The sequence below is a fragment of the uncultured Collinsella sp. genome (assembly GCF_959026545.1).
Taxonomy (GTDB): Bacteria; Actinomycetota; Coriobacteriia; order Coriobacteriales; family Coriobacteriaceae; genus Collinsella.
In genome coordinates this window covers 1-14,459 of sequence record NZ_CAUFLV010000013.1, presented here as the reverse complement: position 1 = coordinate 14,459, position 14,459 = coordinate 1, and the positions used below count along the sequence as shown (strand labels likewise).

The window sequence follows — 14,459 nt, the reverse complement described above, 5'->3', positions numbered from 1 at the left end:
GGGACGTCCAAAGGAGAGGAAGGCTATGTAGGAGGCCGACCCGGCATCCGTCGTCGTGTTAGGCGGACGCAAGCGGTTTGACCAGCAGGGAGACAAGCCAGGGAATGCCGCGCCCGAGGCTTGGCGCTCGAGCGCGGCGAGCGAAAACGCAAAGCGATAGCTCATCGGAATTCCAGATGCCGGACATCGTCCGACACGCTGAATACCGATATCTAGCCCGTGATGCGCGTGCCGGAGAGACCGGCCATGGTCTCGGCGGCCTTGTCGAGGGCACCGATGATGCAGGTGCGGCCCTTGCGGGAGCGCGCGAACTTGATGGCGGCGCGGACCTTGGGCTCCATGGAACCCTTGCCGAACTGACCCTCATCGGCCAGGCGCTCGGCCTCGTCGGCGGTGAGCTCCTCGAGCTCCTCCTGGTTGGGCTTGCCAAAGTTGATGGCGACGTGCTCGACGGCGGTCAGCAGGAACAGAACGTCGGCGGAGCAGTCCTCGGCGAGGAGCTCGCCGCCCATGTCCTTGTCGATGACGGCGGCAACGCCCTTGTAGCAGCCCTTGTTGTTGTAGTCGCGGACGACGGGAATGCCGCCGCCACCGCAGGCGATGACGATGAACTCGTTGTCGAGGAGGTTGAGGATGGAGTCGGCCTCGACGATCTTCTTGGGCTCCGGGGAAGCCACAACGCGACGCCAGCCGCGGCCGGAGTCCTCAACGAACGTCATGTCCGGATTCTCCGCCATGATCTCCTTGGCCTGCTCCTCGGTGTAGAAGGGGCCGATCGGCTTGGTCGGGTTGACGAACGCGGGATCGTCGGGATCGCACTCGATCTGGGTGACGACGGTGGCGGCGTGCCAACGCTTATAGCGCTTGTGCATCTCGCGGCCGATGCCCTGCTGCAGGTGGTAGCCGATGTAGCCCTGAGACATGGCGCCGCACTCGGGCAGGTCCATGGAGGGGGTGCCGATGGCGTCGTGCGCGGCGGCGAAGGCGTTCTGGATCATGCCAACCTGCGGGCCGTTGCCGTGGGTGATGATGATCTCATTGCCCTGCTCGATGAGGCCCAAAAGGGCGTGGGCGGCGTGGTTGACCTTCTCGATCTGCTCGGCGGGAGTGTCGCCAAGGGCGTTGCCACCAAGAGCCACGACAATGCGGTCGGGCTTGCCGTAAGGCTTGGACATAACTGCCTCTTTTCTAACGTAGGGCGCCGGTTCTAATATTCACCAGCAGGCTTACTTTATGCAATATACCCTCAATGTGCCACTGAAAGGACCTTTGTTTTTAGTTGTCTTGGTGAACGGACGATTATTGGCGATAAGCGTTAATAACGAGCTTATAGGCATAATCTCATCACATTGACCAAATGTCAGGCCCTTGCGCCTCTTGTATATCAATCCTGCAGATTTAGCTTGTCTATGCATTTCTATACAAGAATGAACAAGAATATGCGCACCTGTTATCACAGTGGAGCAAACGGGGCACCCGCACACGAGATTGGACGCCCCCGCAAGAGATGTGGCCGCCCGGCTTGGAGACGGGGCCGGGCGGCCTTCGGGAGATGACGAAGGGAAGCACATGGTGAACGGGGCGCTTCCGCTCCGCGGAAAAGCGTGATCAGGCGGAGCGGCCCATTACGCAGAGGGCTCCTGCTGCGTGATGCAGTGGATGTTGCCGCCACCGTAGACGACCTGCTCGGACTGGACGCCGACGCACTTATAGACGCCCTCGCCCCAAACCTCGTCGTAGATCTTCTGGAGGGTCTCGACGGCCAGGGCGTCGTTCTCATCGCCGTACTGCGGAACGATGACGCCGTGATTGGTCACGAGGTAGTTCATGTAGGAGGCGATCAGCGGCTCGTCGGCGACGCGCGGCTCGGCGTTCTCGTCGGCGTCGATGGTGTCGCAGGAGGCCTGGTCCATGAACAGCGGGTTGACGGGCATGGGGAGCTTGTAGACCTTCATCTTGCGGCCCTTGGCGTCGACCGCGTTGGAGAGGGTCTCGTAGGCGGCGTGGCACTGCTCATAGAAGGGGTACTCGGGATCGTCGGTCCAGATGCAGGCCATGACGCCCGGGGCGATGAACGTGGCGACGTCATCGATGTGGCCGTTGGTCTCCTCGGGGTCGATGCCCTCCTTGACCCAGATGACCTTCTCGACGCCGAGGTAATCCTTGAGGTGCTCGTCCATGTAGGCGCGAAGCTCCTCGCTCCAGGGCTCGAACTTCTTCTTGAACTTGGGCCAGATTGACTCGGGGTCCTCTTCCTCCTCGAGCACCGCGGAGCAGGTGCGGCCGGGGGACAGCAGACACTGGTCGGTCACGACGAGGGTGCCCTCGCCGTCGACGGTGATGGAGCCGCCCTCGAGGATCATGTCGTCGGGGCGATAGCGACGGCAGCCGGAGAGCTCGGCCATCTTGAGGGCGATCTGTTCGTCCTTGTCCCACGGGAAGTACAGGCCGTCGATGAGGCCGCCGTAGGCGTTGAAGTGCCAATGACAGGCGCGCTTCTCACCTTTGCCGTCGATGACGTAGGTGGCGGCGGTGTCGCGGAACCAGGCGTCGTCGGTGGTCATCTCGATGACGGTGACGTTCTCGTCGTCCTCGAAGACGGCCTTGCAGTTGGCGTAGTCGGCCTGGTTGGCGCACATGGTGACCGGGGTGAACTCGGCGATGGCGCGGGCGATGGCGGCGTACTGTCTCTGGGCGGGTTTGGCGCCGTGGGCCCAGGTGTCGGTGCGGTGGGGCCAGCCCATCCACACGCGGTCCTGCGGAGCGAACTCCGCCGGCATGAAGAAGCCATCGGCCGCAGGCGTGGAGTCGGATTCGTAGATCGTACGCATTGTGAACCTCCATATTCGTACAACCTTGTGCGCGAGGCGGGTCACCCCGCGCGAAACTACCTGTATAGGTGGGGTGCCCTAGTCCTCTTTTCTCCGAGGAGGCTAGAGCGCCTCATGTTGGGAGCGACAAGCTCGACGAAGCGCACTACGGTACGCGAGGAGAGTTGGAGCCCCAAGATGAGGCGCTTTAGTTCTCCTCGGCCTCCTCGGCGAGGCGCTGGGCGGCGAGCTCCGGGGTCAGGCCCCTGTACTCGGCCTCGCGGCCCTTGGCGGAGACGACGCGGAAGATCTCGCCGACGCCCAGCAGGACGAGGAAGATGATCAGCATCGGGATCTTGCTCTCGAACTCGGCGGCGCTGAGCGGCACGATGGTCGCGACGATGGCCAGGATGAGCTCGATGCAGGGGACGGCGATGGCGATCTTCATCATGGCGCCCTTGAAGGGGAAGCTGAAGACGCGCTCGCGGTTCGGGTCGACACGGCGCAGCTTGAGGAAGGCCGGGAACATCGGGATGTAGGTGAGCAGCAGGAACACGACGGAGGTGCCGAAGAGCATCCAGAAGATTCCCTCGGAGATCGCCGGGATCGGGACGAGCTGCAGGCACAGGACGAGGGAGGCCACGATGGCATTGACGAGGTTGGCGCCATTGGGCATGTCGTCCTTGGAGATCATGGACGCAAAGATCTTGGGCATGTTGCCGTGCTCCGCGGCATAGCGGGCGACGGAGTTGACGCCGAAGGACCAGGCGGCCATGTTGGCGAACAGGGTGATGAGGAAGGCGATGCAGATGATCTTGAAGATCGGGGAGTCGCCGACCATCGTCTGCAGCGCGTAGATCATGCCGTAGTCGGGGTCGATCTGGCTGGCCGGGACCGCCGCACCGATACCGAAGCCGGCGAAGAGGTAGATGGCCGCGATGGACAGGCCGCCGACGATGATCGCCTTGGGGATGTCCTTCTTGGGATCGGCCATGTCATCGGTCATGGTGCAGATGACCTCGAAGCCCATGAAGTTGAAAATGATCACGGACAGGTAGCTGAGCGCGTTGGCGTTGGTGAGCTCGGGCAGGAAGGTATGCGGGCTCATGTCGGAGGCGAAACCGTTCTCCATGGCGTACCAGATGCCCAGGGCGCCCACGGCGACCGCGACGGCGACCTTGATGATGGCGCCGCCGTTCAAGACCCACTCGGAGTCGGCGACCTTGGAGCGGCCCATCAGATAGACCAGCCATACGAAGCCGAGGTCGATTGCGATCTTGGCGACCAGAGAGAACTCGACGTGGAACACCATGCCCAAGATGTCGGGGAACATGGTCGCCAGGGAGGCGATCCAGAAGGGATAGTTGATCCAGTAGTAGTACGAGATACGGGCGCCCCATTTGTCGCCCAGGCCCTCGCGCACCCAGTCGTAGATGCCGCCCTCGCCGTCGTAGGTGGTTCCCAGCTCGGCGACGATCATGCCGTAGGGCAGCAGGAAGGTGATGACCAAAAAGATCCACCAAAAGAACTGCTGGTTGCCGATGGCGGCCGCGGGGGCGGCGGCCTCGCAGACGAAGACGACGCAGATGACGGTGGCGATAACGGTCAAAAAGGAGAGCTTCTTCTTTGATTCGCTCATTGGTATTCCTTTAGCTCAGTCAATGATAGGCAGGCGGGCGGCAGGAGACGAGCATCCGCCGCCCGCAAAGAGAGGACTTAGGCCTGCAGCTCGCAGATCTTGTCGAGGGCGGCGTGCAGCTCGGCCTTGGCGGAGTACTCGACGTCATCGTCATTGAGCGGGGTGCGGGCGCCGAGCGTGGCGAGCAGGGCGCGGATGGAGTGCTTGCGGTTCTCGGCCTCAACCCAGCACAGGGAGCGCTCGGGGTCGTCCATGACCTCGTCGGTGACCTCCTCGTTGCGGGTGGCCGGCAGGCAGTGCATGAACTTGGAGTTCGGGCCGGCGAAGTTCATCATGTCCATGGTGACCTGGTACTTGGGGTAGAAGACGTCCATGTAGTTCTCGCCCTCGACCTCCTCGTCGTACAGGCCGTACCACACGTCGGTGTAGATGAAGTCGGCGCCCTTGATGCACTCGATGTCATCGGAGATCACGATGGAGCCACCGGAGACCTTGCAGTTCTCCTCGCCGATCTCCATGAGCTTCTTGCCGAACTCGGCGCGCTCCTCCTCGGTGCCCACGTGCAGGGCGCCGTCGCAGATCTGGTGACCCTTGGGCCCGAACTGCACGAACTTCATGCCGATCTTGGAGCAGATGAACATGAGGGAGAGGCAGACCTGGGTGGCGTCGCCGATGAAGGCGAGGGTACAGTCCTCGATCTTCTTGCCCTCGGGCAGGTTCTCGAGCATGGTCATGAGGTCGCCCATCTCCTGCGTGGGGTGGTTGAACTCGGACATGCCGTTGATGACGGGCACCGCGGAGCCCTCGGCGAGGCCGACGACGTCCTTGTGGCGGTCCACGCGGGCCATCATGATGTCGAGCAGCGAGCCCATGACGCGGGCGGTGTCGCCCAGGGACTCATGGCCACCGAGCTGGATGGAGCCCGGGCCGTAGAACTGGGCGTGACCGCCGAGGTCGGTCATAGCCGTCTCGAAGGAGAGACGGGTGCGGGTGGACACCTGCTGGAAGATCATGCCGAGGGTCTTGTTGCGGAGCAGGTGGGGATAGTAGCCGTCGACCTTGATGGCCTTCTTCATAGCGAGGCCGAGGTCCTCGATCGCCAGGATCTGCTCCTTGGTGAACTCATTGGTGTCGATAAAGTCCTTGGGCATAGCCATTGCTCGTCCTCTCCGCCGTCCGCCGTCTTGGCGCCGACTTTGCTACGCGGGGCATCTTGCGCGCCCCGCCTCGTTCCGTGACTTCATCTTTGGACGAGCTTGTGCGATTGGCGAGTTTATTCGAGTTGATATGCCGCTCGGGGAATTAAACCGGCTCCAACTCCGGTTGAGGACGGTCATCCCGCCAGCATCCGACGACCCGATCCCCTCGCCGACGGAGTCTCGTGGCACCGTTCGCCGAATCCGCGAACGGCTCCCTGAACGGTCGACGCCTCGCACGGCGAATCTTGGACGTGGGGCCCGCGATCACTTTTTGATGCATGTTTTGCCGCTCACTGGGCCATTTCAACCGCATAAGAGAATAAACCCCAATAAACCGCAGGTAGAAGAGCCGCAGGTCGGACGGCTAAACTTGCTCTTTCCCGTTTGGGTAGTATGTATACTGGCCAAGATTTGGGAGGGACTGAGTATGAACAGCCTGTTTTTCTTCTACACGATTGCGATGCTCACCCTGTGCATCGTCACTGCCGTGTTCTCGTTTGCCGCGTTGGCGTCAACGCGCCGGCGGCTGTTCTTCTTTAGCACCGGTGCCTTCGTCTGCTACGCGATCGAGCTGACCGAGATCTTCTTCCACGAGTACATCTCTCAGAACCAGCCGTTCCCCATGGACGAGTACTACGCCATCTCGATGCCCGTGCTTCGCACCGCTGTGAGCATCATCCTCAATGCGTTCGTTTGGCTTCTCATCCTCAACGTGCTCGACAAGCACTCCAAGCGTTTGTTCGCATGGCCGGTCATCATGCTCTCAATAGCGAACCTCGTGGTCATATTCCTCATGCCCGAGGGTCCCGTACGCCAATGGCTGTACTACACGCTGCGGCAGGCGTTCTCCTTTGGAACCCTGCTCTATGCCATTTGGAGCTATAAGCACGAGGCCTCCCCCGAACTCAAAGCACAGCTCGCTAAGTTCCGCAAGCCGCTGCGAGTCGTCCTCACGCTTGTCGGCCTTATCATCCTTGAGGACACGCTCGTCATCCTCGTCATGCCGCCGAGCGACGGCGAGACCTGGCTGCCGCTGTACCTCTCCGAGCGCAACTTCACGGAGAACGTGCTGCTCGTCTTCGCGGCCCTTCTGCTGCTGCGCCACATCTACCACGTGCTCTCCATCCGCATCCAGGAGGCCCCCGAAATCGAGAACGTCCCCGACATCGAGCGCCACATCGACACCATCATGCCGAGGTACCGCATGGAGCACGGGCTGTCCGAGCGGGAGGCCGAGGTCCTGAGCCTCGTCGTCATGAAGAAGACCAACCAGGAGATCGCCGACGAGCTCGTGCTCGCCGTGGGAACCATCAAGTCCCACGTGCACAACCTCGTCAAGAAGACCGGCACCAAAAACCGCGAGGACCTCATCGTCGACTTCTGGCAGAGCTAAGGTGTGAAACTAGATACCCACCACAACCAGCAGGTTTACGCTTTTACATCACGTTTTTGTCGTTTTTTCTTGCGTTTTCCATCTCGATTATGGTCGAATTACTACGCTTTTCCATCAGGCACCTCGCCATGCGCAGCATCCTGTTCGACACGCGTTTGGGCATTTCAAGTTATGGCCCGCCTCCACTCGGCTGCCTCGAGAGTTAACTCTCGAGGCGGCAATCCGGACAAAACGACAAAAACCCGCCGCGAGAGTTAACTCTCGCGGAACTCGCCTTTTCCGTGGCAACGCCGAGACTTCATTTCTCGTGACTTGCGCTTCGCTGCAAGTACTTCATACCAAGCGCCTCATGCCAAGCACCCCCGCACCATGCACTTCGCACCTCAGATTAGCACCCGTCCCTTTCTCGAGGTGATGACTTGTATCGCGCATTTCCATCACGCTGGGAACTGTGTTTTCCAACGCCCATGCAAACGCCCCCGCCGGAAATGAATCCGACGGGGGCGCATCAGGCGCTATGCGCTGCGGCTTACAGCCCGTTTTAGGCGACTACTCGTTGTAGAGCGTCTTGAGCTTGACCAGATGCTGGTAGCGATCCATGGCAGCGGCCTCGTTCTCGGCAAACAGCTCCTCGGCACGCTCCGGGAAGGAACGCGTCAGGCTGGCGTAGCGCGCCTCGTTCATGAGGAAGTCGCGATAACCGCCAGCCGGCTCCTTGGAGTCGAGGGCGAACTTCTTGCCCTCGGGGGCAGCCGGGTTGTAGCGGAAGAGGTTCCAGTAACCGCAATCCACGGCCTTCTTCATCTCGGCCTGGCAGTTCTGCATGCCGCCCTTCTTGATGGAGTGCATCTCGCAGGGGCTGTAGCCGATGATGATGGACGGGCCGTCGTAGGCCTCGGCCTCGTGGATGGCCTTGAGGGTCTGGGCCGGGTTGGCGCCCATGGCGACCTGCGCCACGTACACGTAGCCGTAGCTCATCGCGATCTCGGCGAGGCTCTTCTTCTTGATGTTCTTGCCCGCGGCGGCGAACTGGGCGACCTGGCCCAGGTTAGAGGCCTTGGAGGCTTGGCCGCCGGTGTTGGAGTACACCTCGGTGTCGAACACGAAGACGTTGACGTTGTTGCCAGAGGCGAGGACATGATCCAGGCCGCCGAAGCCGATGTCGTAGGCCCAGCCGTCGCCGCCGAAGATCCAGAAGGACTTCTTGGTGAGGTACGCCTTGTCGGCCAGGATCTCCTTGGCCTTGTCGCAATCGGACTTCTCGCACTCGGCGATCAGCGCGGCAGCGGTGGTCTTGGAGCCCTCAACATCGTTGCGAGCGTCCATCCAAGCCTGGGCGGCGGCCTTCAGCTCGTCGGAAGCCTTGTCGCAGCCGAACATCTCCTCGCACGCGGCGACGAGCTTGCCCTGGACGGCCTTGTAGCCGAGCTCGAGACCGAGACCATGCTCGGCGTTGTCCTCGAACAGGGAGTTGTTCCAAGCCGGGCCGTGACCGTTCGCATCGGTGCAGAACGGGGAGGTCGCGGCGGGGTTGCCCCAAATGGAGGAGCAGCCGGTGGCGTTGGAGATGAACATGCGGTCGCCGCAGACCTGGGTCACCAGGCGGGCGTACGCGGTCTCGGCGCAGCCGGCGCAGGAGCCGGAGAACTCAAGCAGGGGCTGCTTGAACTGGCTGGACTTGACGTTGTTGCCCACGAGCTCGGGCTTCTCGGCGACGTTGGCCACGCAGTAGTCGAAGGTCTTCTGCTCGACGAGCTCGCCCTCGGCGGGAACCATGGTGAGCGCGTCCTTGGGGCAGACCTTGGCGCAGTTGGTGCAGCCCATGCAGTCGAGCGGGCTGACGGCGATGGCGAACTTGTAACCGGTGTCCTTGGGGATCTTCACATCCAGCATGCGCATGGTCTCGGGGGCCTCGGCGACCTCGTCCGCGTTGAGCGCGAACGGACGGATGGTGGCATGCGGACACACGTAGGCGCACTGGTTGCACTGGATGCACTTGGTCTCGTCCCAATGCGGGACCATAACGGCGACGCCGCGCTTCTCGTATGCGGAGGCGCCCAGCTCGAACTGGCCGTCGGCGCAATCCTTGAAGGCGGAGACGGTCAGGGAGTCGCCGTCCATGCGGGCGATGGGCTCCATGAGCTCCTTGACCTGCTTGGCGATTGCCGTCTTCTCGGCATCGGTGAGGACCTCGGCAGGAGCCTCGTCGGTGGCGTCGGCCCAGTCGGCGGGAACATCGAACTTCACGAACGCGGTCGCGCCGGCGTCGATGGCCTTGTGGTTGGCGTCGACGATAGCCTGGCCCTTCTTAGCGTAGGACTTGGTGGCGGCGTCCTTCATGTACTGGAGCGCCTCCTCCTGCGGCAGAACGCCGGCCAGCGCGAAGAACGCGGACTGAAGCACGGTGTTGGTGCGCTTGCCCATGCCCACCTTGGCGGCCAGGTCGATGGCGTCGATCAGGTAGACGTTGATGTTGTTCTTGGCGATGTAGCGCTTGGCATTCGCCGGCATATGGGAGGCGAACTCCTCGGGCGTCCACTGGCAGTTGACCAGGAAGGTGCCGCCGGGCTTGACGTCGCGGACCATCTTGAAGCCCTTGATGATGTAGCTCGGGTTGTGGCAAGCCACAAAGTCGGCCTTGGTCACGTAGTACGGGGAACGGATCGGGGAATCGCCAAAACGCAGGTGCGAAATGGTGACGCCACCGGTCTTCTTGGAGTCGTACTGGAAGTAGGCCTGGACGTACTTGTCCGTGTGGTCGCCGATGATCTTGATCGAGTTCTTGTTGGCGCCAACGGTGCCGTCGCCGCCAAGGCCCCAGAACTTGCACTCGATGGTGCCCTCAGCCGCCGTGTTGGGGGCATCCGGGTCCATGGGCAGAGACAGGTGGGTAAGATCGTCCTCGATGCCGATGGTGAACTCGCGCTTGGGCGTATCGGACTTGAGGTCCTCGAACACGGCGAAGGCAGCCGCCGGCGGCTCGTCCTTGGAACCGAGGCCGTAACGGCCGCCGGTCACCACGAGGTCGGAGCGGCCCGCCTCGTACAGCGCGGAGACGACGTCCTGGTAGAGCGGCTCGCCAATGGAGCCGGGTTCCTTGGTGCGGTCGAGCACGGCGATCTTCTTGACGGTCGCGGGCAGGGCGGCCACGAAGTCCTCAACGGACCACGGACGGTACAGACGAACCTTGACCAGGCCGACCTTCTCACCGTGGGCGTTCAGGTAATCGATGACTTCCTCGAGGGTGTCGCAGAAGGAACCCATGCAGACGACCACGCGGTCGGCGTCGTCGGCGCCGTAGTAGTCGAACAGATGGTAGCTGGTACCGAGCTTGGCGTTCACCTTGTCCATGTAGGACTGGACGATGGCCGGCAGCGCGTTGTAGGTGCCGTTGCAGGCCTCGCGGTGCTGGAAGAAGATATCGCCGTTCTCATGGGAGCCGCGAGCGGTGGGGTGCTCCGGGTTGAGTGCGTGATCGCGGAAGGCCTGAACGGCCTCCATGTCGCACATGTCCTTGAGGTCCTCGTAATCCCACACGGCGACCTTCTGGATCTCATGCGAGGTGCGGAAGCCATCGAAGAAGTTGAGGAACGGCGTCTTGCCGGTGAGAGCGGCAAGGTGGGCGACGGGCGAAAGGTCCATGACCTCCTGGACGTTGCCCTCGGCGAGCATGGCAAAGCCGGTTTGGCGGCAGGCCATGACGTCGGAGTGATCGCCGAAGATGTTGAGCGCGTGGGTGGCGACGGTACGGGCCGAAACGTGGAAGACGCTCGGCAGGCCCTCACCCGCGATCTTGTACATGTTCGGGATCATGAGCAGGAGACCCTGGGACGCCGTGTAGGTGGTGGTGAGGGCACCAGCTCCCAGAGAACCATGGACGGCGCCGGCAGCGCCAGCCTCAGACTCCATCTCAACCACGTTCACGGGCGTACCGAAGATGTTCTTCATGCCCTGAGCCGCCCACTGGTCGACATGGTCGGCCATGGGGCTGGACGGCGTGATCGGGTAAATACCCGCCACTTCGGTGTACGCGTACGAAACGTACGCGGCGGCCTCGTTGCCGTCCATAGACTTGAACTTACGATCTGCCATATACCCCTCTCCTCTCGACTAGGTATATAAGGCGCCGGGAGTCACTGCGACTCCCGGTATGCTCGCATGGCGGACGGAACCGAGCAGCTGCCTCGGAAGATCGCACCATGCACTCGCGCGGCATGACATATCGCCACGCGGGATGCGCATGTAGGACCATTGTACCCCCGATTATGAGTCCTAAAAGCACAATCTAGTTGAGTCGGCGAACGTATGTTTTCGCAGGTAGATATACTGGACTACGCAGCATCTCATCAATGATAAACCTCGTGCCATCGACACCGGCTTGCTCAATGTGCCGCCCTCGCGGTCGTACTCCACCATCATCGTCCGCCGCGTTCTGTTGCCGGCATGTGCCGCCACCCTACCTCGACGGCACCTCCGCACGCCCTTGCGCGCTTCGGCCCAAAGGCCAGCGTTACCGCGCGAACGGCCACGCCCCACAATCATCCCCAAGCACTGCCGCCGCTCCGGACAGCGCGCGCTCCCTGATCTGTCCGGGCTCGCACTCGCGCATCTTTCGGCGATTAATGCCGACGACTAATTCCGGTGATTCACCTAAGTACGTTCAATTTGGCCAATGCCTCGAGAACAGAAGCAGATAATTTGTCAAAACCCCAGATAGAGAGCTCATTCATTCTGGGTATATCCAACCCAACCACATTATTGAACGTACTTGAATGCAAGCTGGGAGGGAACCGACTGATGGACCAGATATTGAGCGGGCCAACCGCCTTTGCGCTGCATCGCATTCCGCCGCAATACCGCGCCCTGCTGCCCAGCGTCCCCTTCATTGGCGCACCTGCATGCTGGCGCACCGTCCTCAAAGAATCCTTGTTCCGGACTTTAATCCAGCCACCGCTCTACTGCCTGCGTCAAACACGATCCGCCTGTTCCGGCGCAAAGAACCTCAAAGACCAGCTCTGGCTTGGCGATCTCCCCTTTGGGGCAATCGAGAACTACGGCTCTGACCTCCAAGTCACCTCGCCCCTCATGACCCTTCTGACACTCGCCCGCATTCCGCATGTTTCCGATGTGCGTCTCCTCATGGCAATGTATGAGCTGTGCGGTACGTTTTCGCTTTTCGCACCCACCGAGGAGTTGTGCGCCGCACTCGAAACGGCACGCTCGGCGGGCGCACGTTTCTTCGAAGAATGGCGGCCCGTTAAGAAAGCCGACGGCAGGCCAAGCGGACTCTGGAGCCGCAGGCCTCTTGTTGCAATCGAGGAGCTCTCCTCCTTTGCCAACGAAGTGCGCACGTATCGTTGCGGAGCGCGCTTCGCTCGCTGCGCCAAGCTGGTCACCGGAATATGCGCGTCTCCCTTTGAGGTGCAAGCCACTATGTTACTTTCGCTGCCGCCAAAACTCGGAGGCCAAGGGTTCAAGGGGCTCGAGAACAACAGGGAAATTAAGCTCACTAGCGACGCGCGTCTCCTCTCGGGACGAGTTCGCTGCTGTTACGGAGACCTCTTTTTCGAAAACACCACCTCGGGGCGTCCGCTGGACATTGAGTGTCAAAGTGGTCTGGTCCATGACCGATACGAGTCCTTCATCTCGGATTCGGACAGAATGGCCGCATTGCAAACCATGGGGATCGAAGTCCTGCCCCTTACCTATGACCAGCTTTTCAATCCAGAGAAGTACCACGCCGTCTGCGCCCATATTGCCCATTTGCTGGGCACCAAGCCCCCGGTTCTGGATGCCCGCATGCACCAGATGGAAACCAACCTGCGATACCACCTATTCACCAGCTGGAATACGCCCTTTTAGCATGGCCGCGCCAAGCATTGATCGGGGCGGGCGGGCATGGCCAGGTGCCTGCACGAAAAACTGCACCCGTCAAGCAGACCCCGCACGTGAAATCTCGAGGACTTTCGTATCGCTTGCTGCTAAGTACGTTCAATTTGACTGTCACCGGAACTCGACCTGTTTAAGGTAACACCTCTACCTGCGCTTTTGATAGGCCGCATTCGTTCTGTACTCAGGGTAAGCCAAAAATTGAACGTACTTAGAACATCGAAGCGCCGCAAAGCCGCCCGGCACCGCAGATCGGAGCCGTATCCACGCCAAAGTGCGGGCACGTATAGCGAGTTTTTGGATGGATGCCCGCAGATTGGACTTCCAGAAAGTCGTCTTGGCGTGTGCGGCGTGCGCATCCGGACATTTTGTGCTTCCCAATGCCCGACTCCCCGCACGCTTCACTTTTATTCGACCGCATACCGCATTTTGGACCGCTCGCGCGCTCAGATCCGACCCTGCACGCGACAACGATTAGCCCACTTCTACAACGCCCGGCGGGCCTCGATAGCGCGGCCCAAGGTGAGCTCGTCGGCGTACTCGAGGTCGCCGCCCACGGGCAAGCCGCTGGCCAGGCGCGTGACGGTGATCCCCAGCGGCTTGATGGTGCGCGCGAGGTAGCTCGCCGTGGTCTCGCCCTCGATGTTGGGGTTCGTGGCGATGATGACCTCTCCGATGTCCTCACTCCCCAGGCGAGCGAGGAGCTCGCGCACATGCAGCTGCTCGGGGCCGATCTTGTCCATGGGGCTAATCACACCGCCGAGCACGTGGTAGAGGCCGCGGTAGCTGCCCGTCCGCTCGATGGCGGTCACGTCGCGGGGCTCGCCCACCACGCAGATCCGGTCGCGTTCACGGGACATGTCCTCGCAGATGGCGCACTCGTCGTCGGTAGCGTAATTGAAGCACCGACTGCAAAAATGCACTTCGCTCTTGACCATGAGGATGGCATCGGCCAGGCGGCGCGCCTCCTCGGCGTCGGCTTCGAGCAGATGGTAGGCGATGCGCTGGGCACTTTTGGGGCCAATACCCGGCAGGCGTCCCAGCTCGTCAAGGAGTATTTGAAGACTGCGATCGGCACTCATGCTTCAATCCAAAATCGTTCCACAGCGGCATGCGTCCGGAGCGTGCATCTTGGGGACGGACTCCAATTTGCACAAAGAGAGCCGCATGCATTTTGGGGACGGACTCCAAAATGCACGCTCTGCCTCAAGTTCAACAGATGCTAAAAAGGCATGCCGGGCATGCCTGTGCCCATGCCGCCGGTGGCGGCGCTCATACGCTTGTTGGCGATCTCGGCCACGCCGCGGTAGGCCTCGTTCACGGCCGCCACGATCATGTCCTGGAGCATGTCAACGTCCTCGGGATCGAGCGCGTCGGGGTCGATGGTGACGGACTGAAGCTGCATGTTGCCGTCCACGGTCACCTTGACCATGCCGCCGCCGGCACTGGCGTCAACGGTGACCTCGTTCATGCTCTCCTGGGCCTCGGCGAGCTTCTTCTGCATCTGCTGGGCCTGCTTCATGAGCTGC

The 14,459-nt window shown here is 61.5% G+C and carries 9 protein-coding genes; 2 read left to right on the top strand and 7 right to left on the bottom strand.

From position 1 onward, the window contains the following. Positions 1-212: 212 nt before the first annotated feature. The 4 genes from arcC to ptcA all read right to left on the bottom strand — a co-directional run bounded on the left by arcC (position 213) and on the right by ptcA (position 5,606). Positions 213-1,175 (bottom strand): carbamate kinase, encoded by a 963-nt coding sequence (gene arcC, locus Q5Q88_RS06880; RefSeq protein WP_118652852.1) that lies wholly within the window; start codon positions 1,173-1,175, stop codon positions 213-215. Between the two features lie 450 nt (positions 1,176-1,625). Continuing rightward, a complete protein-coding gene (locus Q5Q88_RS06875; protein WP_294158362.1) occupies positions 1,626-2,831 on the bottom strand; it encodes an agmatine deiminase family protein in 1,206 nt (401 codons plus the stop codon). Between the two features lie 187 nt (positions 2,832-3,018). Then, positions 3,019-4,449 (bottom strand): APC family permease, encoded by a 1,431-nt coding sequence (locus tag Q5Q88_RS06870; protein WP_302742509.1) that lies wholly within the window; start codon positions 4,447-4,449, stop codon positions 3,019-3,021. A 77-nt stretch (positions 4,450-4,526) separates the two neighbouring features. Then, positions 4,527-5,606: a putrescine carbamoyltransferase gene (ptcA, locus tag Q5Q88_RS06865; protein ID WP_302742507.1), complete on the bottom strand. Its 1,080-nt coding sequence runs from the start codon at positions 5,604-5,606 to the stop codon at positions 4,527-4,529. A gap of 469 nt (positions 5,607-6,075) precedes the next feature. Here ptcA and Q5Q88_RS06860 point away from each other — a divergent pair, with 469 nt between their 5' ends. Next, positions 6,076-7,041, top strand: coding sequence for a helix-turn-helix transcriptional regulator (locus Q5Q88_RS06860; RefSeq protein ID WP_294158368.1), 966 nt, complete (start codon positions 6,076-6,078; stop codon positions 7,039-7,041). A 549-nt stretch (positions 7,042-7,590) separates the two neighbouring features. Here Q5Q88_RS06860 and nifJ read toward each other — a convergent pair. Next, the gene (gene nifJ / locus Q5Q88_RS06855; RefSeq protein ID WP_118652848.1) at positions 7,591-11,133 is read right to left on the bottom strand and encodes a pyruvate:ferredoxin (flavodoxin) oxidoreductase; all 3,543 of its coding nucleotides are present in this window, start codon (positions 11,131-11,133) and stop codon (positions 7,591-7,593) included. Positions 11,134-11,838: 705 nt separating this feature from the next. Between nifJ and Q5Q88_RS06850 the strand changes: the two genes are divergently transcribed. After that, entirely contained in the window at positions 11,839-12,903 is a 1,065-nt protein-coding gene (locus Q5Q88_RS06850; RefSeq protein ID WP_302742504.1) for a hypothetical protein, read from the top strand. Between the two features lie 512 nt (positions 12,904-13,415). Here the strand turns inward: Q5Q88_RS06850 and recR are convergent. Both recR and Q5Q88_RS06840 read right to left on the bottom strand, forming a co-directional pair. Next, positions 13,416-14,012 carry a recombination mediator RecR gene (recR, locus tag Q5Q88_RS06845; RefSeq protein WP_302742502.1) on the bottom strand — a complete coding sequence of 199 codons (597 nt, stop codon included), beginning with the start codon at positions 14,010-14,012 and terminating at the stop codon, positions 13,416-13,418. Positions 14,013-14,152: 140 nt separating this feature from the next. Then, positions 14,153-14,459, bottom strand: a 307-nt coding sequence (locus tag Q5Q88_RS06840) for a YbaB/EbfC family nucleoid-associated protein (protein WP_302742500.1), incomplete at its 5' end; no start/stop codon positions are given.